The 26,406-nt window shown below is 35.1% G+C and carries 23 protein-coding genes and 1 riboswitch; of the genes, 20 read left to right on the forward strand and 3 right to left on the reverse strand.

Annotated elements, in window-relative coordinates:
* From trmD to HMPREF1135_RS03280, 17 genes are all read left to right on the forward strand, one after another.
* Entirely contained in the window at positions 1 to 747 is a 747-nt protein-coding gene (gene trmD / locus HMPREF1135_RS03200; RefSeq protein ID WP_007591927.1) for a tRNA (guanosine(37)-N1)-methyltransferase TrmD, read from the forward strand.
* On the forward strand, positions 744 to 1,856 hold the full coding sequence (locus HMPREF1135_RS03205) for a DUF4317 domain-containing protein (RefSeq protein ID WP_007591928.1): 1,113 nt from the start codon (positions 744 to 746) through the stop codon (positions 1,854 to 1,856). The genes trmD and HMPREF1135_RS03205 overlap by 4 nt, the downstream gene beginning before the upstream one ends.
* Before the next feature lie 76 nt (positions 1,857 to 1,932).
* A riboswitch (FMN riboswitch) is annotated at positions 1,933 to 2,050 on the forward strand.
* 91 nt (positions 2,051 to 2,141) lie between these two features.
* Positions 2,142 to 2,885 carry an ECF transporter S component gene (locus HMPREF1135_RS03210; RefSeq protein ID WP_007591929.1) on the forward strand — a complete coding sequence of 248 codons (744 nt, stop codon included), beginning with the start codon at positions 2,142 to 2,144 and terminating at the stop codon, positions 2,883 to 2,885.
* 433 nt (positions 2,886 to 3,318) lie between these two features.
* Entirely contained in the window at positions 3,319 to 5,604 is a 2,286-nt protein-coding gene (locus HMPREF1135_RS03215) for a RelA/SpoT family protein (protein WP_007591931.1), read from the forward strand.
* Positions 5,604 to 6,266 carry an MBL fold metallo-hydrolase gene (locus HMPREF1135_RS03220; RefSeq protein WP_007591932.1) on the forward strand — a complete coding sequence of 221 codons (663 nt, stop codon included), beginning with the start codon at positions 5,604 to 5,606 and terminating at the stop codon, positions 6,264 to 6,266. Before HMPREF1135_RS03215 ends, HMPREF1135_RS03220 begins: the two co-directional genes overlap by 1 nt.
* Positions 6,263 to 7,687 (forward strand): coproporphyrinogen dehydrogenase HemZ, encoded by a 1,425-nt coding sequence (gene hemZ / locus HMPREF1135_RS03225; RefSeq protein WP_007591934.1) that lies wholly within the window; start codon positions 6,263 to 6,265, stop codon positions 7,685 to 7,687. Before HMPREF1135_RS03220 ends, hemZ begins: the two co-directional genes overlap by 4 nt.
* Entirely contained in the window at positions 7,674 to 8,933 is a 1,260-nt protein-coding gene (gene hisS, locus HMPREF1135_RS03230; protein WP_007591935.1) for a histidine--tRNA ligase, read from the forward strand. The genes hemZ and hisS overlap by 14 nt, the downstream gene beginning before the upstream one ends.
* A 14-nt stretch (positions 8,934 to 8,947) precedes the next feature.
* Positions 8,948 to 10,735, forward strand: a complete 1,788-nt coding sequence (gene aspS / locus HMPREF1135_RS03235) for an aspartate--tRNA ligase (RefSeq protein ID WP_007591936.1) — start codon at positions 8,948 to 8,950, stop codon at positions 10,733 to 10,735.
* Between the two features lie 29 nt (positions 10,736 to 10,764).
* On the forward strand, positions 10,765 to 11,442 hold the full coding sequence (locus tag HMPREF1135_RS03240; protein ID WP_007591937.1) for a response regulator transcription factor: 678 nt from the start codon (positions 10,765 to 10,767) through the stop codon (positions 11,440 to 11,442).
* 32 nt (positions 11,443 to 11,474) lie between these two features.
* Positions 11,475 to 12,926, forward strand: a complete 1,452-nt coding sequence (gene gltX, locus HMPREF1135_RS03245) for a glutamate--tRNA ligase (RefSeq protein ID WP_007591939.1) — start codon at positions 11,475 to 11,477, stop codon at positions 12,924 to 12,926.
* Positions 12,901 to 14,742, forward strand: coding sequence for an ATP-dependent helicase (locus tag HMPREF1135_RS03250; RefSeq protein WP_007591941.1), 1,842 nt, complete (start codon positions 12,901 to 12,903; stop codon positions 14,740 to 14,742). The genes gltX and HMPREF1135_RS03250 overlap by 26 nt, the downstream gene beginning before the upstream one ends.
* Positions 14,743 to 14,752: 10 nt before the next feature.
* A complete protein-coding gene (locus HMPREF1135_RS03255) occupies positions 14,753 to 16,270 on the forward strand; it encodes a sensor histidine kinase (protein WP_007591943.1) in 1,518 nt (505 codons plus the stop codon).
* A 2-nt stretch (positions 16,271 to 16,272) separates the two neighbouring features.
* Positions 16,273 to 17,457, forward strand: a complete 1,185-nt coding sequence (gene cbiD, locus HMPREF1135_RS03260; RefSeq protein WP_007591945.1) for a cobalt-precorrin-5B (C(1))-methyltransferase CbiD — start codon at positions 16,273 to 16,275, stop codon at positions 17,455 to 17,457.
* Complete coding sequence (gene cobI / locus HMPREF1135_RS03265) at positions 17,454 to 18,140, forward strand: precorrin-2 C(20)-methyltransferase (protein WP_007591947.1); 687 nt, start codon at positions 17,454 to 17,456, stop codon at positions 18,138 to 18,140. The genes cbiD and cobI overlap by 4 nt, the downstream gene beginning before the upstream one ends.
* On the forward strand, positions 18,137 to 18,868 hold the full coding sequence (cobJ, locus tag HMPREF1135_RS03270; protein ID WP_007591949.1) for a precorrin-3B C(17)-methyltransferase: 732 nt from the start codon (positions 18,137 to 18,139) through the stop codon (positions 18,866 to 18,868). Before cobI ends, cobJ begins: the two co-directional genes overlap by 4 nt.
* Positions 18,861 to 19,628: a precorrin-6A reductase gene (gene cobK, locus HMPREF1135_RS03275; RefSeq protein WP_007591951.1), complete on the forward strand. Its 768-nt coding sequence runs from the start codon at positions 18,861 to 18,863 to the stop codon at positions 19,626 to 19,628. The genes cobJ and cobK overlap by 8 nt, the downstream gene beginning before the upstream one ends.
* Before the next feature lie 2 nt (positions 19,629 to 19,630).
* A complete protein-coding gene (locus tag HMPREF1135_RS03280) occupies positions 19,631 to 20,872 on the forward strand; it encodes a bifunctional cobalt-precorrin-7 (C(5))-methyltransferase/cobalt-precorrin-6B (C(15))-methyltransferase (protein WP_007591958.1) in 1,242 nt (413 codons plus the stop codon).
* A gap of 57 nt (positions 20,873 to 20,929) precedes the next feature.
* Here HMPREF1135_RS03280 and HMPREF1135_RS03285 read toward each other — a convergent pair whose 3' ends face one another.
* The 3 genes from HMPREF1135_RS03285 to HMPREF1135_RS03295 are packed head-to-tail and all read right to left on the reverse strand — an operon-like array spanning position 20,930 to position 24,071.
* Positions 20,930 to 22,075, reverse strand: a complete 1,146-nt coding sequence (locus HMPREF1135_RS03285; RefSeq protein ID WP_007591960.1) for an ABC transporter substrate-binding protein — start codon at positions 22,073 to 22,075, stop codon at positions 20,930 to 20,932.
* 41 nt (positions 22,076 to 22,116) lie between these two features.
* Positions 22,117 to 22,896, reverse strand: coding sequence for an ABC transporter ATP-binding protein (locus tag HMPREF1135_RS03290; RefSeq protein ID WP_007591965.1), 780 nt, complete (start codon positions 22,894 to 22,896; stop codon positions 22,117 to 22,119).
* Positions 22,896 to 24,071, reverse strand: a complete 1,176-nt coding sequence (locus HMPREF1135_RS03295) for a FecCD family ABC transporter permease (RefSeq protein ID WP_007591966.1) — start codon at positions 24,069 to 24,071, stop codon at positions 22,896 to 22,898. The genes HMPREF1135_RS03290 and HMPREF1135_RS03295 overlap by 1 nt, the downstream gene beginning before the upstream one ends.
* A gap of 227 nt (positions 24,072 to 24,298) precedes the next feature.
* On the opposite strand from HMPREF1135_RS03295, the gene HMPREF1135_RS03300 reads away from it, so the two are divergent.
* The 3 genes from HMPREF1135_RS03300 to HMPREF1135_RS03310 all read left to right on the forward strand — a co-directional run bounded on the left by HMPREF1135_RS03300 (position 24,299) and on the right by HMPREF1135_RS03310 (position 26,402).
* On the forward strand, positions 24,299 to 25,129 hold the full coding sequence (locus tag HMPREF1135_RS03300) for a formate/nitrite transporter family protein (protein ID WP_007591967.1): 831 nt from the start codon (positions 24,299 to 24,301) through the stop codon (positions 25,127 to 25,129).
* 132 nt (positions 25,130 to 25,261) lie between these two features.
* Positions 25,262 to 25,819: a hypothetical protein gene (locus tag HMPREF1135_RS03305; RefSeq protein WP_007591969.1), complete on the forward strand. Its 558-nt coding sequence runs from the start codon at positions 25,262 to 25,264 to the stop codon at positions 25,817 to 25,819.
* Positions 25,809 to 26,402 carry a DUF6707 family protein gene (locus HMPREF1135_RS03310; protein ID WP_007591978.1) on the forward strand — a complete coding sequence of 198 codons (594 nt, stop codon included), beginning with the start codon at positions 25,809 to 25,811 and terminating at the stop codon, positions 26,400 to 26,402. The genes HMPREF1135_RS03305 and HMPREF1135_RS03310 overlap by 11 nt, the downstream gene beginning before the upstream one ends.
* Positions 26,403 to 26,406: the final 4 nt, after the last annotated feature.

The following is a 26,406-nucleotide window of genomic DNA, read 5'->3' on the forward strand; positions in this document are numbered from 1 at the left end:
ATGAAGTTTTTTTGTTTAACATTATTTCCTGAAATGATAGAAATGTGTATGAACACAAGTATAGTAGGTAGAGCCATAAAAAATGATTTGATATCAATGGAAGCTATAAATATTCGTGATTATACACTTGATAAACATAGAAGAGTGGATGACTATCCATATGGCGGCGGTGCAGGAATGGTAATGCAGGCTGAGCCTATTCACAAAGCATATGAAAGTATCTGTGACAGACTGGATAAAAGAGCTAAGCTTATATATCTTTCACCACAGGGTAAGGTGTTTGATCAAAATGATGCCAAGGAACTTGCAAAGCTTGATGAGATAGTTTTTCTTTGCGGTCATTATGAAGGCGTCGATGAGAGAGCACTGGAACTTACAAATGCGCAGTGTTACTCCATAGGAGACTATGTACTTACAGGTGGTGAGCTTCCGGCTCTTGTAATGATGGATGCAATCGCAAGGATGGTAGACGGAGTACTTACCAATAATGAAAGTGCTGATTTTGAGTCATTTGAAGACAATTTGCTTGAGTATCCGCAATATACAAGACCTGTAGAGTATGAGGGACTTAGGGTACCTGATATGCTTCTTTCAGGGCATCATAAAAATATAGAAGAGTGGCGTAGAAAAGAGTCTATAAAGAGGACTTATCTTAACAGACCGGATTTGCTTGAGATCGCCAATCTTTCAAAAAAAGATTTAATTTATCTGGAGCAATTGAAGCAGGAAAGTAGTGAAAAAAGATGATTAGAGAAGAAATAAACGAGATCAAAAAGCAATTTAATAAGGATACCAATGTTATCACAAAGTATGCAGGTTGCTATGTTGATGCTGAAAAGAATATAAAATTTATGAATAAGGATGCTTTCTATTCATTACCTGAGGAGGATGCTTTCAAATATGAAGAAATATTCAGAAAGACCTTGTCGGGAGCAATTGGGAAGTCATTACTGTCCTTGGACTTTTCTTTGGATGATGAAGATGAAGACAGTCCACATGCATTTTTAATGAAGCTTAGAGAGAGCAGACTTGATGATGAATTGCTTCTGGATGAATTCTTCAGAAAAGTAATAGAATCCTATGAGCATGCTGAAAATTATTACATAATACTTATTGATATCATGTATGATATTCCGGGTAAGGCAACCGATAAACTTGCAATGGATGACGCTTCAACTGAAGTTTATCATGCACTGCTTTGCAGTATTTGTCCTGTGAGCCTTTCAAAGCCTGCACTTAGCTATTTTGCCAATGAAGGTGTAATTGCAAACAGAGTCAGAGACTGGATAGTAGGTATGCCTATGCACGGTTTTCTATTCCCTGCATTTACAGACAGAACAACCGATATACATGCGGCATTATACTTCAGCAAGAAAAATGATGCACTTAATGAGAGCTTTATAAATGAAATAATAGGTGTTGAGCCTCCTATGTCATCAGTTATGCAAAAAGAAACTTTTGAAGCTGTGCTTTATGATATTTTAAGAGATGAGCTTACAATGCCTGTTATGTCATCTTTAAGTTCAAATATGCTTGATTTGATTGCTGAAAACTCCGACAACCCTGAACCTTTGGTACTTACAAAAAATGATATGGTAAAGCTTATTTCAAAGAGCGGTGTATCAGATGAAGCGGTGGAATCATATGAGAAAAGTGCAGATGCAGATATAGAAGTACTGGCAGATAATGTAATAGATACAAAGAAATTTGAGGTTAAAACACCCGGCATCACTGTAAAGACCGATACGGACTCTATTGAAAAGCTTGAGACAAGAGTTATAGATGGAAGAAAATATATTCTCGTGCCTATAGAAGATGATGTGGAAGTTAACGGAATGCCTGTAAAGAGTATTTAATACTATGCCTGTAAAGAGTATTTAATACTATTGACATTTTGTATAAAAAGTTTTAGAATTAAGTTAATAAAAATTAATATTTCTTCGGGGCGGGGCGTAATTCCCCACCGGCAGTATAGTCTGCGACCTGCATGAGCAGTTGATTTGGTGAAATTCCAAAACCGACAGTATAGTCTGGATGAGAGAAGAGTGTTTTCAAATTCATTTGCTTATGCCCCCTATAGATAATATAGGGGTTTTTGCATTGAAGAAAACCACTCCGAAGCATAAGCTATGGAGGTAGTTATGTTAAAAACAGTAGTTGAAAATTTGGTTTTTGTAGCAGAGTTTCTGGGAATAGTATTTGCTACATTTTTAGTTGCATATCTTTTTGAGAAGATAGCAAATAAGAGGTCCGGCTATACAGGTCCTGTTATCACTACTCAAAAGATTGCAATGGTCGGTTTGTTCGGTGCTATAAGTACAATACTCATGATGTTTGAGTTCCCTGTACCTTTTGCTCCTACATTTTACAAACTTGACTTTTCCGAATTACCTGTAATGATAGTAACCTTTGCTTTCGGACCGGTTGCCGGAATACTTACAGAATTTATAAAGATACTTTTAAAAGTAATGTTTAGATCAACTACCACAGCATTTGTGGGCGAGCTTGCAAACTTCTGTGTAGGAGCATCTTTAATCCTTCCTTCAAGTATTATTTATATATTCAGCAAAACAAGAAAAGGAGCTTTACTCGGAAGTATAGCGGGAACACTTACAATGACCGTATTCGGATCGCTTTTTAATGCATTGTATCTTTTACCTAAGTTTGCACAGATGTATGGAATGGATCTTAGTGCACTTGTAGGAATGGGAAGTGCACTAAATCCTGCAGTAACAAGTATTCAAACCTTTGCATTGATGATAGTTGCACCGTTAAATCTGTTAAAGGGTTGTATGATTTCAGTCCTTACAATTGCTTTATATAAGAAATTTTCACCGATATTAAAGCAAGGCAATTCATTCAGAGAAGTGAATACAGTAAAATAGATTTGAAATACTAGATTTAAAGAGTGATAATAATATTATGGTTTAAGGAGGTGCACAGAAATGAGATATAATAAAGATAGGCATTTACCATTTTGGTATTTAGTAATGTTATTTCAAGTTATAGGTTTGATTGTATTTTTCCCATTTTACATAATATATTTACTGGCAAAAAATCAAAAATAAAGTTTAATAATATAATTTAAGGGTTTGATAAAAATGTTGAGATTTAGTATTTGTAAATCTCAACATTTTTTTGATATAATTAAAAAATTTTAAATTCAAACTCTGTAATAATCTACATAATCATTTTATAAAGCACCTTTTTTCTTAGGTTTTCTTGCTTTTTTTACATTATATTCGTATAATAAAAGCTTAGACATATATAACCCAAACTATAGCTTTGCAATATTTTAGCCTGAGAATGAGGAATTTAATGAAAGAGGATAAGTTGAACTTTCTGGATGAAAATATAGAAACACCAATTGATAAGCCGGCAGATTTTACTTCGCCGGAAAGCTTGTATAAAAAACTTGTTGATATCATATTACATTATCATCCTTCAGATGATATCACGATGATATCAAAGGCCTATGAACTGGCAAAAAAAGCACATAATGATCAAAAAAGAAAATCGGGTGAACCATATATCATTCACCCTATTTGTGTTGCAATTATTCTTGCCGAGCTTGAACTTGATAAGGAAACAATAGCCGCAGGTCTCTTGCATGATGTAATAGAAGATACGGCTATATCATTTGAAGAGCTCTCAAATATATTCGGCGTGGATGTAGCAAATCTTGTAGACGGTGTTACAAAGCTTACCCAGCTTTCATTAAAGAATGATAAAATAGAGATGCAGGCCGAAAACTTAAGAAAGATGTTTTTGGCAATGGCAAAGGATATAAGGGTTATTCTTATAAAGCTTGCTGACAGACTTCACAACATGCGTACACTTCAATATATGAAGCCTGAAAAGCAAAAAGAAAAGGCAAGGGAGACTATGGATATATATTCTCCGATTGCTCAAAGACTGGGTATTTCAAAAATAAAGGTTGAGCTTGACGATTTATCATTAAAGTATCTGCATCCTGATGTTTACTATGATCTGTCGGAAAAGCTTGCATTCAGAAAAGAACAACGACAGCAATTTGTCGATGAAATAATAAAGAAGTTCAATGAGCATTTATCGGATACAGGAATGAAATATCAGATAAGCGGAAGAGTAAAGCATTTATTTTCAATATATAAAAAGATGGTAAATCAGAATAAGACTCTGGATCAGATTTATGATGTATTTGCCATCCGTATAATCGTTGAAGATGTGGCCGCATGTTATCTGGCTCTAGGTACGGCACATGAAATCTATAAGCCTATACCCGGAAGATTCAAAGACTATATTGCGATGCCGAAACCGAACATGTATCAGTCGCTTCATACCACACTTATCTCAGATACGGGGCAGCCTTTTGAGGTGCAGATAAGAACATTTGAGATGCATAAGACAGCCGAATTCGGTATTGCCGCTCACTGGAAATATAAGGAGAGCGGAAGCGGTACATCTGCACAGGGATCAGAGGATGCCAAGATGAACTGGCTCAGACAGATACTTGAGTGGCAAAAGGATACCTCCGACAATGCGGAATTTTTAAAGGTAATCAAGAGCGACTTAGACCTTTTCTCAGACAGTGTATATTGTTTCACACCAAATGGTGATGTTAAGAACCTGCCTGCAGGTTCAAACCCTATAGACTTTGCTTACTCAATACATTCAGCTGTCGGCAATAAGATGGTCGGTGCAAGAGTTAACGGTCGTCTTGTAAATATCGACTATGAATTGAAGAGCGGTGACAGAGTCGAAATCATAACCTCTCAAAACTCAAAGGGACCAAGTAGGGATTGGCTTAACATAGTCAAGTCAAATCAGGCTAAGTCTAAGATACAACAATGGTTTAAGACCGAGCTGAAAGAGGACAATATCCTTCGAGGTAAGGATCTTCTTGAAAAGTACTGCAAAGCAAAGGGAATAAACTGGAATGAAATAAATAAGCCTCAATTCCAGGAAAAGGTAATGAAGCGCTATGCCATAAAGGACTGGGATTCAATTCTGGCTTCATTAGGTCACGGAGGTTTAAAAGAAGGTCAGGTCATCAATAAGATGATTGAAGAACAAAAGAAGGTTGCAAAGAAAGAAATTTCCGAGTCGGCTCTTTTGGAAAGTCTTAGTGATAATAACAATACGGCAATACATAAGAAATCTAAAAACGGTATTACCGTAAAGGGAATAGAGGATATAGCTGTCAGATTTTCAAAATGTTGCAATCCTGTTCCGGGTGATGAGATAGTTGGCTTTATTACAAGGGGCAGAGGAGTTTCAATACACAGAACAGACTGTATAAATGTGATGAATCTTCCTTCGGATGACAGAACAAGACTAATACCTGCCGAGTGGCAGGAGTTTGAAGATGCCAAACTTGAAGAGAAGTATCAAACGGAATTGCAAATATTTGCGCACAATCGTCAGGGACTTATATTCGACCTTATAAGAATTTACAGTGAAAACAACATCACTATCAACAATATGAATGCCCGCACAAACAAGCAGGATATTTCAACCATAAATCTTGTGTTTGATATAAAGGGAAGAGAAGAGTTAAACTCTTTAATCGGTAAACTCAGACAGATTACCGGAGTAATAGATATTGAAAGGGCTACAGGCTGATGAATAAATTAGGAATATATGTACTTACACTCGGTCCGGTACAGACCAATGTGTTTGTTGCATACAATAAAGAAACTTTGGAATGTTTGATAGTAGATCCTTCTGCCCAGGCGCAGTCTATTATCAAAGTTATAGAAGAGAATAAGTTAAAGCCAAGTGCAATACTTCTTACACATGGACATTTTGACCATATAATGGCGGTAAATGATTTGGTGGAAAAATATAGAATAAAAGTATACATCTCAAAAAATGATGAAGAAATGCTTGGAGACAGTTATAAATCCGGCGGAAAGTCATTTATCGGACATGGATATGTTACAAAGGCTGATTTTTTGTTGAATGACGGTGATGTTATCCGCTTGCTGGATGAAGATATAAAATTTATCGCTACACCGGGACATACAAAGGGATCAGGTTGCTATTATATAGAGTCTGAAAAGATTTTATTCTCGGGTGATACGGTTTTTAGAGAGGACTGTGGAAGAACGGATCTTTACGGAGGAGATAATCCTACTATAATAAGATCGATATATGATAAGGTCCTTACTTTGCCGGAAGATGTAAATATTTTACCCGGGCATATGGATATGACTACGGTAGGACATGAAAAAAAATTCAATCCTGTTGCAATTTATGTAGAAAAGCATGGGATAGATAGATGATTTCATTACTATTGGAAGATATGACCTTCGAGCAGGATATCAGAGAGCTTTTGATGGCTTTTTATCCGGAGGAAAAATATATTTACACAGATGAAGATGTATTTCTTTCATTGCTTTTATCAAAGGATAATACTGATTATCATATTAAAATCAAAAGTAAAGACAATGTATTGGAGTTTAGTTCACCGCTTAGAGATACAAAATTTGATACAAAAAATTATTTAAAAAGAAATATATATAAAAATCTTTTAAAGCTTGGCAACAAGGAACTTCCTTGGGGAACTCTAACCGGAATAAGACCCACAAAGATAGTAATGGAAATGCTTGAAAATGATATGTCTTTAGAAGATATAAAAAAACATTTAAAAGAAGTCTATCTTGTAAGCGATAAAAGAATTAAGCTTTGTACAGATACGGCAAAAAATGAATTCAATATATTAAAGAAAATTGATTATAAGAACGGCTACAGTCTTTATATAGGTATACCGTTTTGCCCTACAAGATGTTTATACTGTTCTTTTACATCTTATTCTATTGCACAATGGAAGAAAGATACCGATACATATGTAGAAGCACTTTGCAAAGAGCTTTTAGCTGTTTCTAAGATGTATGAAGGCAAAAAACTTCAAACTATTTATATGGGTGGCGGAACACCTACTTCACTTGAAGGATATCAACTGTCAAAAATTTTAAATGTTGTGAAGAAAAATTTTGATCTTTCAAATCTTTTGGAGTTGACAGTTGAAGCAGGAAGGCCTGACAGTATAACAAAAGAAAAGCTTGAGGCATTAAAGGACGTGGGAGTTGACAGAATATCTATAAATCCACAGACAATGCAGCAAAAGACCCTGGATCTGATAGGAAGACATCATAGTATTGAAGATATATATGAAAGCTATAAGCTTGCAAGAGATGTAGGATTTGAAAATATAAATATGGACTTTATAATCGGACTAAACGGTGAAACTTTAGAGGATGTAATAGACAGCTTCAAAAAGGTAAGAACCTTTACTCCTGAGTCTGTTACCATACATTCTCTTGCACTAAAGAGAGCTGCCAGGTTAAATACAGAAAATAAAAGAGAGATTATGGACAATGATCTGATTTTATCAATGATAAATACAGCTACCGATACCTGTGCCGATTTGGGGTTGGAGCCGTATTACTTGTATAGACAGAAAAACATGGCGGGCAATCTTGAAAATATAGGATTTTCAAAACCGGGTAAAGAATGTCTTTACAATATATTGATTATGGAAGAAAAACAGACTATCATAGCTTGTGGAGCAGGTACATCAAGTAAAATAGTATTTGGAGACGGCAGAATTGAAAGAATTGAAAATGTCAAGGATCCGAAACTTTATATAGAGAGGCTTGATGAAATGATAATGAGAAAGGAAAGTATGCATGGCATTGATTAAAAAAGGTGTCACCGGAATGAAGGACATTCTCCCTGAGGAGATGATTATCAGGGATTATTTGATAAATATAATAAAAAAGACTTATGGAAGTTTCGGCTTTACCTCAATAGAGACTCCTGCAATGGAGCATATTGAAAATCTTTTAAGTAAGCAAGGTGGTGACAATGAAAAGCTTATTTTTAAGGTTTTAAAAAGAGGTGAGAAATTAAAGCTTGATGATGTTAAGGATGAGAATGACTTGGTAGATGCAGGACTTAGATATGATCTTACATTACCGCTTGCAAGATACTATTCAAATAATCAGGCAAATCTTCCAAATCCGTTTAAAGCATTGCAGATAGGCAATGTATATAGAGCCGACAGACCTCAAAAAGGTAGATTCAGACAGTTTACACAATGTGATATAGATATCCTCGGTGAAGCTTCAAATCTTGCAGAAATAGAGCTTATACTTGCCACAACAAAAGCGCTTAGTGAGATTGCAAAGGGTAAGAAGTTTACCGTAAGAATAAATGACAGAAGAATTCTTCTGGCAATGGCACTTTTTGCAGGCTATTCAGAAGATAATATAAGCAATGTATTTATTATTCTTGATAAGATGGATAAAATAGGACTTGACGGTGTAAGAAAAGAATTGACAGAGCTTGACGGTGCGGATAAATGTGAGAAGTATCTGAATCTTTTTGACGGATTATCTAATGATTCAAAAGCTCTTGTATCTTTAAAGGAAAGTTTGGACGGATTTATTGAAGAAGGCGTACTTGACAGTTTATCTGAGATAATGAATACAGTACTTGATGTAAAAGAAAATGATTTTTCACTGGAGTTTGATCCTACATTGGTTCGCGGTATGGGATACTATACAGGAACCATATTTGAAGTAAGTATGGAGGGATTCTCAGGTTCGGTAGCAGGTGGAGGAAGATATGACAAAATGATAGGAAAATTTACAGGAAGTGATACACCTGCATGCGGATTTTCTATCGGTTTTGAAAGAATCATCACAATACTTATGGACTCGGGATTTAAGATACCTGATGAGAGCAAAAAAATCGCATTCCTTTATGAAAAGAATATTGATACAAGTGTACTAACATCTATATTAAAGGAGGCATCAGCCCTTAGAGAAGCAGGAAATATTGTCTTGGTTTCAAAGATGAATAAAAATAAAAAGTTCCAAAAAGAGGGACTTGAAAAACAAGGATATGTAGAATTTAAAGAATTTTATAGAGAAGCTTTAAAATAGTGAGGAGATAAAAAATGGCAGAATCAATGCTCGGCTTAAAGAGAAGTCACAGATGTGCAGAGGTGGTTATTGCACCTATTGATAGTGAAGTTACAGTAATGGGTTGGGTTCAAAAGAACCGCAACAAAGGTGGAATTATATTTTGTGATTTAAGAGACCGTTCAGGTATCTTACAGATCATTTTTGAAGAAGATGAGTGCGGTAGCGAAGTATTTAACAAGGCAATGAAGCTTAAGCAGGAGTTTTGTATAGCAGTAACAGGAATTCTTAAAAAAAGAAGCGGTGCTTTTAACGATTCACTTGAAACAGGTGAACTGGAGGTAAGAGCAACAGGACTTAGAATACTTTCAGAGTCAGAGACGCCACCATTTCATATAGAGGAAGATTCAAAGACTAAGGAAGAGCTTAGATTAAAGTACAGATTCCTTGATCTTAGAAGACCTGACCTTCAAAGAAATCTTATGGTAAGAAGTAAGGTGGCTACAACCACAAGAAACTTCCTTGCAGAAAACGGATTTTTAGAGATTGAAACACCTACACTGATAAAGAGTTCACCTGAGGGTGCAAGAGATTATCTTGTACCAAGCCGTGTATATCCGGGAAGTTTCTATGCACTTCCACAGTCACCTCAGCTTTTTAAGCAGCTTTTAATGGTATCGGGATATGACAGATATTTCCAGCTTGCAAGATGCTATAGAGATGAGGACCTTAGAGCGGACAGACAGCCTGAGTTTACTCAGATAGATATGGAACTTTCATTCGTTGATGTGGATGATGTCTTGGATGTAAACGAAAGACTCTTACAGAGACTTTTTAAGGATGTACTTAATATTGATGTTAAGCTTCCTATACAGAGAATGACATGGCAGGAGGCTATGGACAGATTCGGTTCAGATAAGCCTGACCTGAGATTCGGTATGGAATTAAAGGATGTTTCAAATGTTGTTGCAAACTCTGAATTTGCAGTATTTAAGAATGCTTTGGCAGCCGGCGGCAGTGTAAGGGGTATTAATGCTACAGGACAGGCAGGTATGCCAAGAAAGAAAATAGATGCTCTTGTAGAGTTTGTTAAGAGCTACAGAGCTAAGGGACTTGCATATATGGCTATTGAAGCTGACGGAAATATCAAGTCTTCATTTGCAAAATTTATGACTGAGGCTGAGATAGAAGGACTAAAGCAGGCTATGGATGCCAAACCGGGTGATATGCTCTTCTTTGCTGCCGACAGCAATAAAGTTGTTTGGGATACTCTCGGTGCTCTAAGAGTTGAACTTGCAAGTCAGCTCGGTCTTTTAAAGAAGGATGATTACAGATTCCTTTGGGTTACAGAATTTCCGCTTCTTGAGTGGTCGGAGGAAGAAAACAGATTTAAAGCAATGCACCATCCGTTTACCGCACCTATGGATGAGGATTGGCAGTATATTGATTCGGATCCCGGCAGAGTAAGAGCAAAGGCTTACGACATTGTGCTTAACGGTACTGAGATAGGTGGAGGTTCTGTAAGAATTCACCAGGGAGATGTACAGGCAAAGATGTTTGATGTACTTGGACTTTCAAAAGAAGTTGCGCAGGAAAGATTCGGATATCTTCTTGATGCATTCAAGTATGGTGTACCGCCTCATGCAGGACTTGCATATGGTCTTGACAGAGTGGTAATGCTTATGGTTGAGGCAGATTCTATAAGAGACGTTATTGCATTCCCAAAGGTAAAGGATGCATCAGATCTTATGACAAATGCTCCTGATAAGGTAGATGATGCACAGCTTAAAGAACTTGGACTTATAATAAAGAGCGAACAGTAAACTGAATATTTTACTGTTGTGGGGATTATATGGAAGATGTAAAGATACTGGTGGTTGATGATGAAGCCAGAATGAGAAAACTTGTAAAAGATTTTCTTTCTGTAAAGGGATTTATAGTTTTGGAAGCCGAAGACGGTGAGGAAGCTCTAAAAGTCTTTGATGCGAATAAGGATATAAAACTGATTCTTTTAGATGTAATGATGCCGAAACTTGACGGTTTTGAAACTTTAGAAGTTATAAGGCAGTATTCCAAGGTACCTGTTATGATGTTGACTGCAAGGAGTGAAGAAAGAGATGAGCTTAAAGGCTATAAGCTCGGTGTAGATGAATATATCACAAAACCTTTTTCACCTAAGATACTTGTTGCCAGAGTTGAAGCGGTACTTAGAAGAACAATGGGTGAGTCTGAAGAAAAACTGATAGCCGGTGCAATAGAGATTGATAAGGTTGCACGCAGTGTTTATATAGATCAAAAGCCGGTTGACTTAAGCTTCAAAGAATATGAACTTTTAACCTACTTTATTGAAAATAAAGGTATTGCATTATCCAGAGAAAAAATCCTTAATTCAGTATGGAATTACGATTATTTCGGAGATGCCAGAACCATTGATACCCATGTAAAAAAACTTCGTGCCAAGATGGGTGAGAGAGGTGACTATATAAAAACAGTATGGGGCATGGGCTATAAGTTTGAGATAACACCATAAATAATAATTATATATACAGATAAGGAGCATTTATGACAAAAATAAGGACAAGATATGCACCGAGTCCTACCGGAAGAATGCATGTTGGAAATCTTAGAACCGCATTGTATGCATATTTGATAGCAAAGCATGAGGGTGGAGATTTTCTGCTTAGAATAGAGGATACAGACCAGGAAAGATATGTGGAAGGTGCTACAGAGATAATCTATAGAACATTGGCAGAGACAGGACTTATACATGATGAGGGTCCTGACAAAGACGGCGGTTGCGGTCCATATGTACAAAGTGAGAGACAAAAACAGGGACTATACCTTGAGTATGCAAAAAAGCTTATAGAAAAGAAGCAGGCGTACTATTGTTTCTGTACTCCTGAAAGACTTAATTCTCTCAGATCAAATGTGAACGGTGAGGAGATAATGAAATATGATAAGCACTGCCTTTCATTATCTGAAGAAGAAATAAAGAAAAATCTTGAAAGCAGTATACCATATGTTATCCGCCAAAATAATCCTACAACAGGAACAACATCTTTCCATGATGATATCTATGGAGATATCACAGTGGATAATTCAGAGCTTGATGATATGGTACTTATAAAGTCTGACGGTTATCCTACCTATAATTTTGCAAATGTTGTAGATGACCATCTTATGGGAATCACACATGTTGTCAGAGGAAATGAGTATCTTTCATCATCACCTAAGTACAACAGATTATATGAAGCATTCGGATGGGAAGTACCTACATATGTTCACTGTCCTTTGATAACAAATGAGGAGCATAAAAAACTTTCAAAAAGAAGCGGACATTCTTCGTTTGAGGACCTTATTGAACAGGGCTATGTATCTGAAGCTATAGTAAACTTTGTTGCATTACTTGGGTGGTCACCTGAAGATGATAAGGAAATATTCTCATTAGATGAGCTTATAAAAGCATTTGATTATAAGCATATCTCAAAATCACCTGCAGTCTTTGATATGGTTAAACTTTCATGGATGAACGGCGAGTATTTAAAGAATATGAGTGAAGATGATTTCTTCAAACTGGCGGAACCTTATATTAAAGAAGTTATAAAAAAGCCTCTTGATTTAAAGAAGATCTCAAATATGGTAAAAACCAGAATAGAAGTACTGCCACAAATTGCTTCACATATTGATTTCTTTGAAGAGTTGCCTGAATATGATACTGCAATGTATACACATAAAAAGATGAAAACCAACTCTGAGAATTCATTATCTCTTTTAAAAGAGGTATTACCAATTCTTGAAAATACAGATGACTATACAAATGATAATTTGTTTGGTATCTTGCAGGAATTTGGTAAGGAGCATGAATATAAGACAGGATTTGTTATGTGGCCGATAAGAACAGCTCTTTCAGGAAAGCAGATGACTCCTGCAGGTGCTACAGAGATTATGGAAGTTCTCGGAAAAGATGAATCAATAAGAAGGATTAAGATTGGAATTGATAAATTACAGCAGTAATCAAAAAAAAGCCATAGAGCATGGGGCAGGGCCCTTGATGGTATTGGCAGGTCCCGGCTCCGGAAAAACCTTTGTAATCACACATAGAATAAAATATCTTATAGAGGGGTCGGGTATAAACCCGGCCCATATTTTGGTTGTTACGTTTTCAAGAGCTGCAGCCAAGGAAATGAAAGACAGATTTGAAAAACTTATTGGAAAAACCCTTGTAACATTTGGAACATTTCATTCAGTTTTTTTCAATCTTCTAAAAACAGCTTACGGATTCAGTGCGGAACAGATTGCCTCTGATGAATTAAGATATACCCTTATAAAGGAATTGATAAAGAAAAATGAAATAGTGAATGAAGATATCAATACACTTTCCGGTAATCTTTTAAATGAAATAGCTCTTATAAAGCAGGATAATATAAATATAAAAAACTATTATTCAAACAGTATTGCAAGTGATACTTTTAAAAAGCTCTACAGAGAATATGAGGCTGAGCTTGAAGCAAGAAATAAACTTGACTTTGAAGATATGCTTTTACTTACATATGAGCTATTAAGCGAAAGAAAGGATATTTTATCCGCGGTACAAAACAGATATCAATATATCTTGGTAGATGAGTTTCAGGATATAAATTTTTTGCAATATAATATCATAAAACTTATGGCAGGCAAGAATCAAAATATCACTGTTGTAGGAGATGACGATCAATCTATCTATAGATTTAGAGGTGCAAGACCTGAAATAATGCTTGGATTTGAGAGAGACTTTAAAAATGTTTCTAAAGTATTTTTGGATATAAATTTCAGATCAAGTACTCAAATAGTGGATGCCTCGACCAAACTTATATCTTTTAACAGCAAGAGATTTCCTAAAACTTTTACAGCAAATAACGGAAGCGGTGCGCCTGTATCGGTAATAGAATTTAAAAATCCTTTTGCCGAGGTAAATACTATAGTAAATGATATAAAGGAATATATAAAATCCGGGCAGGATATAAACAATATTGCGGTGCTTTATCGTACAAACCTTTCACCGAGACTTTTAATTGAGAGGATGATGAAGAATAATATTCCTTTTACTATAAGAGATTCTATTCCGAATCTTTTTGAGCATTGGGTATCAAAGGATATTATATCTTATATAAAGCTGGCTATAAATTCAGGAAACAAATCCGATTTGCTTCGTATTTCCAATAAGCCTAACAGGTATATAAGCAGAGATTCACTTTCCTCATCAAAGGCAAGTATAGAAACACTATTTGACTATTATGAGGATAAAAGCTATATGATTAAAAGAATAATAGAACTCAGAGAACATTTAAGAACTATAAAGAATCTTAAGCCTGCAACGGCCCTCAGATATATAAGAAATGTTGTGGGATATGATGAGTATATAGAAGAGTACTGTGATATGAACGGTATAGAAAGTGATGACTGCTATACAGTTTTGGGGGATCTTGAAAACAGTGCATCTGAATTCGGTACATTTTCCGACTGGTTTGTGCATATGGAAGAGTACAAAGAGGAACTGATAGAGGCAAGAAAAAAGTCAAATGAAGATGATAACGGCGTAAGGCTTATGACCTTCCATTCCTCCAAAGGACTTGAATTTGATATTGTTTATATTATTGATGTAAATGAGGGAAGTGTACCGTATAAAAAAGCAAAAGGTGCTGATGAGATAGAAGAAGAGCGAAGAATGTTTTATGTTGCTATGACGAGAGCAAGACATAAACTCTTTATTTGTTGTTGCAAGGAAAATTTTGGAAAGTCTGTAGGTAAGTCTGATTTTATAGTGGAACTTTCTTCCAAGACTAAGCCATAAAGAGGTATATATGATACAAAAATTCAGCCATTCACTTCGTATGAAGATAACCTTGATAATCTTATTGATTATTTCGGTATTATTACTTTCAATAGGTCTTTTAAACAATTTCGGACTGAGATGGTTTTATCAGAATGAAAAGGTAAGTGAAATAAAAGAGGCATACCTTAAAATAGATAATGAAGTAATGAAAATCGGCTCCTCGGGTCAGCATATAATTGATGAAAGTACTGAAGAATCTGTTATTAATGACAGCCTTAAAAGTATTATTCTGGATTACTCAAATAAATATAATATAACCATTGCCCTTGTAGACTCCTTTACAAATAAGGCCATATATTCATCAGCAAGGGAGGGTGACGGATTAATAAGTAGAATCCAGGACGGATTTATAGGAAATCAAAATCAGGATATTTTATACAGTAATAATAATTACACAATAATACTTCATAAGACTATGCAAAACACATCTTTTATAGAAGGTTTCGGATATTGCAGTGATAATCAGACAATGGTTATAATGTCTACTCCGGTTGCAAGTTTAAAAGAAAGCGTAAGTATTTCAAACAGATTTCTGATATATATGGCAATTATAGGATTCATTATAACTGTTATACTTACATTTATTATTGCAAAAATGATTACCTATCCGATACTTGAGTTGGCTGAGATTTCAAATAAAATGGGTAAACTTGATTTTACCGCCAAATATATAGGTAACAGAAGTGATGAAATACAGACGCTCGGACTAAATATGAATTATATGTCCGACAGACTTAAAAAGGCTATTGACGAATTACAGGAAGCCAATGAACTCTTAAAAGAAGACATTAAGAGAAAAGAAGCTATTGACGAAATGCGGAAAGATTTTATTGCGAATGTTTCTCATGAGTTAAAGACACCTATTGCACTTATTCAAGGATATGCAGAAGGACTGAATGAAGGACTCTGTGAAGATGAAGAGAGCAGAAAATACTATACAGAGGTAATACTTGATGAAAGTGAAAAGATGAATAAAATGGTAAAACAATTACTTACACTTTCTTCACTTGAATCCGGAAACAGTATTTTGCATAAGGAGAACTTTAATCTGACTTCTCTTATTGAGTCGGTGCTTGGTTCAATATCAATACTTATAGGTGAAAAGAATGTAAATATTGAATTTGATTCCGACAAGGAAATATTTCTTAATGCTGATGAATTCAAAATAGAAGAGGTGGTTACAAACTATATCAGTAATTCTATTCATCATGTAAGTGACTCCGGGGAAATAAAAATAAATGTATCAGATGATGGAGAAAATATAACTTTTAGTGTTTATAATACAGGTAATCCTATTCCTGAAAAAGATTTAAACAATATTTGGGAAAAGTTTTTTAAGGTGGATAAGGCACATTCCAGAGCATATGGAGGAAGCGGTATCGGACTGTCTATAGTAAAGGCGATAGTAGAAGCTCACAACGGTACTGTTGCTGTAAGAAATATACTTGACGGTGTTGAATTTTCATTCAAGATACCAAAGGCATAAATATGACAATTGATGAATTTAATATAAAAAACGGCCATACCCAGAGGTATGGCTTTACCACAGGAACTACAACAACTGCTGCTGCAATAGGAGCTGCATATATGTATCTTGATGATAAAAAGGATATAGTGGATGTAGAGTTACCTGCAGGTATAACACTCAGTATTCCAATAGAATATCACACAGTACAAAATAATTTATTTATCTGTGGTGTAAAAAAGAATGCAGGTGATGACCCGGATGTTACTGACGGAATAATAATCAGTACAAAGCTTGAATTTATAAAAAAAGAAAACGGTCTTGAGTTTAATTTTTTTGCCGGAGAAGGTGTAGGAATATTTACAAAAGACGGACTGGCCTTACCAAAAGGAGAAGCGGCTATAAATCCGGTTCCAAGGCAGATGATGATTGACAATCTTTCACGTATATTAAAAGAAGCAGGATTTAGCGGTATAGTAAATATAACCGTTATGGTAGAAAACGGAGTGGAGATAGCAAAAAAGACCTTTAATGAAAGACTTGGAATTATAGGTGGAATCTCAATACTTGGGACCTCAGGTCTGGTACTGCCTATGAGCAAAACAGCACTCTTAGAAACAATAGAAGCTGATATAAAATTCAGGTTAAAAAATTCAAAAGAAAGACGAGTATATTTGGCACCGGGAAATATAGGTGCAAAATTCTTAGAAAATAATTTTAATATAAACAGCACTACAGTAGCTATTATAAGCAATTTTATAGGTGAAAGTATTGATTATGCAATTTCAAATGATGCAAGAGAAATTGTACTATGTGGCGACTTGGGCAAACTTATAAAGTTGTCAGGTGGAATAATGAATACACATTCAAATGATTCGGATTCCAGACTTGAATTGCTTGTAGCGGCAGTAACAAAACTTTGTATAAAAGAAAACAAAGAATTGCCGATTCAAATTATTTCAAATATATTTGAGCAAAAGACCACTACAGGTGCCGTAAATATAATAAAAGAAAATAACTTTAAAAATTGCTTTGATATACTTGCAGATCAGATGCTTTACTATGCATATAACCGTGCATTTAAGGCTGAGATATTTTATCATAAAAACAGATATGCAAATATTGAAGAGTTTAAAAATAATTTAAAAATTAGAATTATTGTTTTCAGTGATAATATAACGATTATAGATACAGGAGAAAATAAATGAGTAAACTATATGGTGTAGGAGTAGGCCCGGGAGATCCTGAGCTTATGACAATAAAGGCTTTAAATGCAGTAAAAATATCAAAAACAATATGTTATCCCGGGAAAAGCGAGGATACTTCCATTGCGTTTAATATTGCAAAGCAAGTGATTCCTGAGATAAATGAAAAATATAAATTATGCATAGATTTTCCTATGACAAAGGATCCTGATATATTGGAAGAAGCACATTCAAAAATCACCAATGATATAAAAGAACTTTTAAAAGAAGGAGATGTAGCACTCCTGACACTTGGTGATCCCGGAGTATATGCGACTTATTCATATATTGCACAAAGACTGAACGCAGAAGGGATAGAAGTAATTACTATACCCGGTATCACATCATTCAGTGCCGCTGCCGCTACACTTGGTATTCCGCTTACATTGGCAGATGAAGAGCTTCATGTGATTCCATCATCATACTCATTTGAAGAGGCTTTCAAACTTAAAGGTACTTTGGTATTTATGAAATCGGGAAGAAGCTATGAGAAGCTGGCTTCATATATCAAGAAAGAAAAGTTTGATTATGATATCTATATGGTGGAAAATTGCGGTATGCCAAATGAAAGATTATTTGTCGGAGCAAAAAATCTTCCTGAAACAAGCGGATATTTTACAATAATTATAGTAAGAGGTTTGAAATGAAACAAATATATATAATCGGTATGGGACCGGGTAAATATGATCAGATGACTGTCGAGGCGATAAAGAAAATAGAAGAGAGCGATATAGTTATAGGTTATACGGTATATACAGATTTGATAAAGGAAATATGGCCTGATAAGGAATGCCTTTCAACACCCATGACAAAAGAATATGAAAGATGTGTAATGGCATTTGAAGAGGCTGATAAGGGAAAAACGGTAGCAATGGTTTGCTCAGGTGATGCAGGTGTATACGGACTTACAGGGCTTATGCTTGGTATAGCTCCGGATTACAAAGATGTAGCGGTAAAAACAATTGCCGGAGTTACCGCGGCAATTTCAGGTGCCGCTATTATAGGAGCACCACTTATCCATGATTTTGCGGTAATCAGTCTCAGTGATCTTTTGACACCTTGGGAGAAGATAGAAAAAAGACTTGAATGTGCGGCAATAGGAGATTTTTGTATCTCAATATATAATCCGGGAAGTAAAAAACGTGTAGATTATCTTCAAAAAGCCTGTGATATATTACTTAAGTATAAGAGTGACAATACACCATGTGCCATAGCAAAAAACATAGGGAGAGAAGGTGAAGGATATAGTGTCTATACTCTTTTGGAATTAAGAGATGTTACAGTCGGCATGTTTGAAACGGTATTTATAGGTAACTCTATGACTAAAGTTATTGACGGAAAACTTGTCACACCAAGAGGATACTCCAATGAGTGATGTTTTAATCTTTGGCGGTACTACTGAAGGGAGAGAGATTGCTACCTACTGTGATAAGCTTAAAATAGATACTATACTTTGCGTAGCTACCGATTATGGCAAAGAAGTACTTCCGGAGTTTAAAACTGTCAAAGTTAGTAATAAACGACTGGGTACAGAAGAGATAGCTAAGCTTATAAAAGAAAATAATATATCCTGCGTCATAGATTCAACACATCCATATGCTTATGATATATCTAAAAATATAGAATCTGCATTAAAACTCTTAGAAAAAGATGATATTACTTTTTTTAAAATAAAAAGAGAGTCTATGGATGTGAGTTTAGAAGATGTTCTTGAGTTTTCAAGTAATTTTGATGCGGTTAATTATCTTTTGAATACAGAAGGAAATATTTTACTTACAACAGGCAGTAAGGAAATATCAGCTTTCAGTGAGCTGTCAAATCGTATATTTCCAAGGGTACTTCCAAGTATAGACTCTATAAATGCCTGTATATCTGCCGGTGTACCTTCAAAGAATATTATTGCAATGCAGGGACCTTTTTCTATGGCTTTAAACGAAGCAATTATAAAAGAATTTGATTGCAAATATCTTGTAAGTAAATTGTCAGGAAGAAGCGGTGGCTTTGAAGAAAAGATAGAGGCGACAAAGAATACCGGTTGTATTCCGGTGATTATTATGCCGAAGACTGAGATAACAGGTATTTCTGTAGATGATTGCAAATTTAATTTAAAGAATATATATAGTAAACAGGGATAAGTATGGTAAATACAAAAAATATAAATCTTGTAGGAATTGGACTTGGAAATCCAAATCTTCTAACAAAAGCTGCAATTTCTGCACTTGAAAGGTCTACAGTAATTATCGGTGCAAAAAGAATGGTTGACAGTGTAAAAGAAGATTTTCCGAATAAAAAATATTTTACAGAATATAATACGGAGAAGATAATTGAAATCATAAGAGAAAATATGGATAGCGAAACAGCTGTAGTATTCAGTGGGGATATTTCACTTTTTAGCGGAAGTTTGAAACTTTTTGATAAATTAAAGTATTTGGTAGAAGAAAAGGATTTTAAAGACTGCAATATAAATACCTACCCCGGAATATCAAGTCTTAGCTATTTATGTGCAAAGTCAAATACCGATATTTCAAAAGTAAAGATATTATCATTTCATGGTAAGGAAGAGCTTTTATATCACAATATAGATTCTAATGAATTTACATTTATTATCACATCTAAGGGTGAAGGAGTAAAAGAAATCTGTAGAAAGCTTATAGACTTCGGATTATTTGACCTTGATATAATACTGGGTGAAAATCTTTCTTATGAAAATGAAAGAATAACAAAGGCTAAGGCATCAAAACTTATAGAAATGGAAATATCTGATTTAAACTGTATGCTTATTTCAAATCCGGATGCAGATAAATCCATAAGTATCGGACTTCCCGATGAAGTATTTGCAAGAGATAAAGTGCCGATAACAAAATCCGAAGTAAGAGCAGTTATCATGAGTAAGTTGGATATTTGTCAAAACAGTATCTGCTATGATATAGGCGCAGGAAGCGGATCTATAAGTATTGAAATGTCAAGGCTTGCATATGAAGGAAAAGTATATGCTATAGAGAAAAATCCTCTTGCAGTAGAACTTATAAAAAAGAATATTCATAATTTCAGTGCTGAAAATATAGAGCTTATACATGCAAAAGCACCTGACGGACTTGATAATATCTTAGATGCGGATAAAATCTTTATAGGTGGCAGCGGTGGAGAACTTATCAATATGATGGAGATGATATTTACCTCAAAGAAAAATCCTACTATCGTAATCTCCGCTATAACAATGGAAACTATTGCACAGATAACAGACATAGTAAAACTTGCAAAAGAAAAAGGTTATGATACCGAAATCACAGCTGTAAATGTATCCAAGTCCAAAGAAGTCGGACCTTATAATATGATGATAGCACAGAATATGGTGTTTATAGCAGTAATTAAAATGTAAAAATAAGGAGCTGATATATATATATAATATCAGCCCTTGTTTTATTTCAATTTAATATTATTGTGCTTTTGTAGGCTTTGGATAATCATCAAGATTTGGCGTCTTACAGTCAAGGATCATCTGTGCTTCATCATCTGTTAAATCATATCCAAGGAATGTGGAATAAAACTTCTTTACCTCGTCCTTAATGCTGAAATCGGTAAATAAATCAGGATAGAGTATCTGTGCACACCACTGTGGTTGAAGTGCCGCGTCTACACCGTAACGATCCCAAGCAAACGCTCCCTTAGGATTTGAATATACCTTCTTATTTTTTACAGCTGAAAGATTTGCCCAAGCCGGGTCATTCAATATCTGCTCAACTTGAGCCTGTGGTTTTCCTGTTATAAGTACATCCGGATCCCATGCCAATACCTGTTCAAGGCTGATATTTTTGAGGTTTCCTTCAACTTCTTCGGCTACTGCATTCTTACCGCCTGATAGCTTAATCCACTCATCAATAATTGTATTTGCACCGTCAAAATTGAGTTCATATACTGAACTTCCATGTGCTACTGAAACTCTTTGGTCATCTGAGAGAGTATCGGTACGTTCTGCAACCCACTTTGTTCTCTCATCAAGATAAGCAACATAATCATCCGCAATCTTAACGGCATCACCGCCTAACACCTCTGCAGTAAGCTTTACAGACTGCTTAAGCTGATCATATGTAGAGAACATACAGTTAATATATGGAATTCCTGCCTTTGTAAACATTTCCCTGTAATCCTCATTTGAACCGAATACAACGTCAGGCTTAGCGGCAATTATTTCCTCAAGATTCATATCTGCCGAAAATTCTGTAGAAGTTGCATTGTAAAAGTTTGGACATATAGCATACATCCACTGGAACTTATCAGGACTTGCACTGGTAATGAGCATACCTTCCGCTCTGTCAAGCATCAAGTCTACTTCATTGTGAGCAAACCAGCTCTCAACATATGTATTAACTTCCATCGGTATTTCAACTTCTACACCCTTCATATCTGTAACAGTTCTTGTACCTGTTTTTTCAGATGTTGAAGCCGTTGTCTCGGCAGCAGTTGTTTCTGCTGCGGATGTTGCAGTTGTTTCCTGTGTCTTTGTACTTCCACATGCCGTAATCATAAATGTAGACATTACAGCCGCTAAAAGTGTAGCGATAATTCGATTATTTCTCCTCATAATCTTCCTCCTAAATAATTAATATACTAAAAAGCAAGGTATTACAGTAATGGAATACAGCTTTTTATTATCTTTCCTGAATCTGTTTTTGTTGAACTGACCTTTACATCAACGCCATAAGCTTTTTTTAGGTTTTCTTCAGTTACTATTTCTTCTACGGTACCCTCAAGTATCTGACGATCCTTTGTAAGCAGAATTACTCTGTCACAACAAAGAAATGCATGATCCGGATTATGAGTTGTCATAAGAACTCCCAGTCCTGAAGATGTAAGCTTACTTATACATTGCAGAACATGAACTTGATTACCGAAATCCAGATTAGCTGTAGGTTCATCCATTACAAGTAACTTCGGTTCCTGCGTAAGCGCTCTTGCGATTAAAACCATTTGGCGCTCACCTCCCGATATATGTGTATAAGTCTTATTTCTAAGATATGAAATCCCCAGCATTTCCATGGCATTATAAGCCATCTTGTAATCATCTATTCCCGGTGATTCAAATCTTTTCAGATTTGCGGCTCTACCCATTACCACAACGTCTTTTACAGAATATGGGAACGGTGGTTCGTGTCCCTGTGGAACATAGCCTATATTTTTTGAAAATTCCTTTTCAGTAATTAAAGACTTCGATTTTCCGTTAAGAGTAATTTCACCTTTTATAAGTTTTAGAAATCCGAGTACGGAACGAAAGAGTGTAGTTTTCCCTATTCCGTTAGGGCCAAGTATACATACTATTTCTCCCTGTTTTATATGTAGAGATACATTTTCAAGTACAGGGACATTTCCATAACCACATGAAGCATTTTTTACAGATAATTCCATTATGCGTTCCCCCTTGTTCTGAACAATATGTATATAAAGAACGGTGCGCCTATAAGTGATGTAAGCACTCCAAGAGGTATTTCGTACGCAAGTAGAGTTCGACAGCAATTATCCACAACAAGCATAAACAGAGCACCTGTTAAAAGTGAAAAAGGAATAAGAGTCTTATTATTAGGTCCGGAAATAAATCTGACAAGATGTGGAATCATAAGTCCGACCCATCCGATTGTTCCTGCGATTGATACAACAGAAGCTGTAAGCAAAGTTGCACATATAATGCAAACAATTCTTACTGTAGAAACACTAATTCCCATAGACTTTGCTTCATCCTCGCCGAAAGATAAAAGATTAAGCTTCCATCTAAGTGCCATAATCGGTATTACCCCAAGCACAAAAGGTATAAGGAAGAATAAAATATCTGTATAGCTTACCTTTGCAAGACTTCCCATTAACCAATAAGTCATTGCCGGCAACTGTTCATCTGTATCTGCGAGATATTTTGTAATTGAAACTAAGGCTTGGAAAAGAGTATTTACCGTCATTCCACAAAGGACAAGCAATAAAACTATATTTGTTCCTCTACCTATTGATTTACTTAAAAAATATGAAAGTGCAACAGCAAATATTCCCATAACAAAGGCTGCAATCTGTACCATAAGCGGCCCCATATTAAAAAGCATCATAATACAGGCACCAACACTTGCACCTGCAGATGCACCTAAAATATCAGGTGAAACCATCGGATTTCTAAATAATCCCTGATATGTTGCACCTGAAACCGCAAGAGAACTTCCTACAAGAATAGCTGCAAATATTCTCGGCATTCGTACAAGCCAAATGACAGTGTCCTCAGGACCTGTCATCCATCTCGGTTCATTCAAAATTATGCCAAAATGTGATAATACCCACCATATACCATGCTGTATTCCGGCAAAGATAGAGCTTAAAACATCTTTAACAGATATATTGTATCGCCCTGAAATAAATGAAAAAATAAATACAGATATAAGCAGGATAGTTATAGCTATAAAGTATATAATTCCTACACGTTTGTCGGCCTTATACTCAGCCATAAACTGTTTATCATATTCCATAAGTTCCTGTGAAATCATATCTTTATCGCTAGAATCTATAAATGTTTTATAACTGCTTAAGTTATTGTTTTTCTTGCCCATATGAATCCCTTTACAATAAATAATCTTGTGATAACTTAACATAAAGCAGGATTTAAGTAAACAAAAAGGCTTATGTATTGAATATTTATATAATATTTATCGAAAATATCAATAAAACAAAAGCTCCATATTTTATAAAACTGCATTCAATCCACTTGACATATATTATATTTTTTGTAAAATATATAAGGTTATTTTTTTAACAAAAACAGGAGAGAAATGTATTTATGAACTTTTCAAATACTACAGCTGAGGTTACACAAAATCTCATAGAGGCCGGTGAAGGCAAAGTAAAACGCCCGCTACACAAAATGATTTTGTTGGGAATCCTTGCAGGTATGCTTATAGGAGCAGGAGCAATGGCAAGCAGTGTAGCGATACACGATATTTCAAATACAGGAATTGCAAGACTTGTAGCAGGATTGGTATTTCCTATAGGTTTTGTAATGATGGTATTGTTTGGCGGTGAACTCTTTACAGGTGCCTGCCTTATGATAATCGGTGTTTTAAAAGGAAAATATAAGGTATCGGATATGATTAGAGCGCTTATCGTTGTATTTATATCTAATCTTATAGGTGGACTTTTATTTGCAATACTGGTAGCTTTCAGCGGTCAGTTCAAATACAGCGACGGCCTGATGGGTGCATTTACAATAAAACTTGCATTGTCAAAAGCAAATATACCTTTTGGTTCCGCACTTATATCAGGTATATTATGTAACTTCTTTGTCTGTCTTGGAGTAGTTATGGCAGGTTTGTCCAAAGACATTTCAGGAAAGGTATTGGCAAGCTTTTTACCTATTATGACTTTTGTAACAGGCGGATTTGAGCACTGTGTTGCAAATATGTTCTATATTCCTGCAGGTATATTTGCCGCCGGTAACAGCAAATATGCGGAAGTAGCTATGACAAAGTATGGAATAACTGCTAAAAAACTTGCAACATTGAATTGGAAAAACTTTTTACTTACAAACGAACTTCCTGTAACAATCGGTAATATAATAGGTGGTATGCTCTTTATTGGAGTTGTAATGTATATTGTTTATAGTAAAGAATGATAGAAGATGATGTTAAAAGGCTGTCACAATATGTGACGGCTTTTTTATATAAGAATATATTTACTGTAAAGGTTTACTTTACTTATAGAAAAGATGTGATAAAGTATTTATATAAACATATCGGAGGTCTTTATGGACGCATTTGAAGAATTGAAAAGAGTTATTACAAACGAAAAATTAGATGATCGGGCTAAAGAATTCTATTTATCCAATATTTCAACTTTGGATAAAGAAAAGCAGCAGGCAATACTTGATCTTGTTATAAAAATGAATAATGCCGGTTTTAAAAATAATATACCTTCAGCATACAGTGAAGTTACAGAAAATATTCCACAATTTGCCAGGATGTCGGTTTTTAAAGAAATGCAAAAGATAGTAAGAGATATTGAAGGAAATCTTGAGCTTGCCGATGAATTTTATGAAGATGACAGTGAACTTCTTGACAAATTTAACGATTGCTTCAATGAGAGTGAGGCTCAAAAGTTTTTACAGATTTATACAAAAGCTGTTATATCAAAGTTTTATTCTTTTCTTGAAGAGGGAAACCCAAGGGCGCAAGAAGATGATTTAAACTGGGCCTTACTTGAAACAAAAGCTGACGGAAGTCATAGTGAAAGAATTATTGAAGGCTTTCTTGAAGATGACTTTAATGAAGAAGATTATGATTGGGAGATGGAAGATGAATTTTGATGAGCTGAGCTCAAAATATAAGGAAAAGAATATTGTAAAGCTTTGTAAGAAACTCTCAAAGAGTTTTGCCCTTACAAGAAGTAAAGATATGACAAATCTATATGAGTTGGCTTTTTGGCTTTATATTTATGATTATAAGGATGAGATCTTAAATATATATAATCTTGTAAATATAGATATACCTGAAAAGATTGATTTTAATATTTGGACTTGGATTTTATCTATATGGGGATTACAGGCTTATATTTATGAAACTGAAGGTGAGATAAACAAAAGAGATGAGATTGTTGCCAATATGAAAAGAGTATATTCCGTCCCTCGTACTAAAGAAGATACACAGGAAAATACTTGGAAATTTTATTTAAAGATTGCCGGCAGACAAACTTTAGAATCAGTATCCTACGAAGCAGAAATTGAAAGAGCAATACAGACTGAAAATAAAAAGGGCGAAGAAGCTTATAGATTTTCAGGACTGTGTAAAATGATTTCATACGATGTAACAGGCTTTTATCCTCATTTGGTTGAAAACAGAGATAAACTTGAGGAAAGAATAAAAGAATACATTCAGTATTTGAGAAGTTAAATTT

This window comes from Lachnoanaerobaculum sp. OBRC5-5 (genome assembly GCF_000296385.1).
Lineage (GTDB): Bacteria > Bacillota > Clostridia > Lachnospirales > Lachnospiraceae > Lachnoanaerobaculum.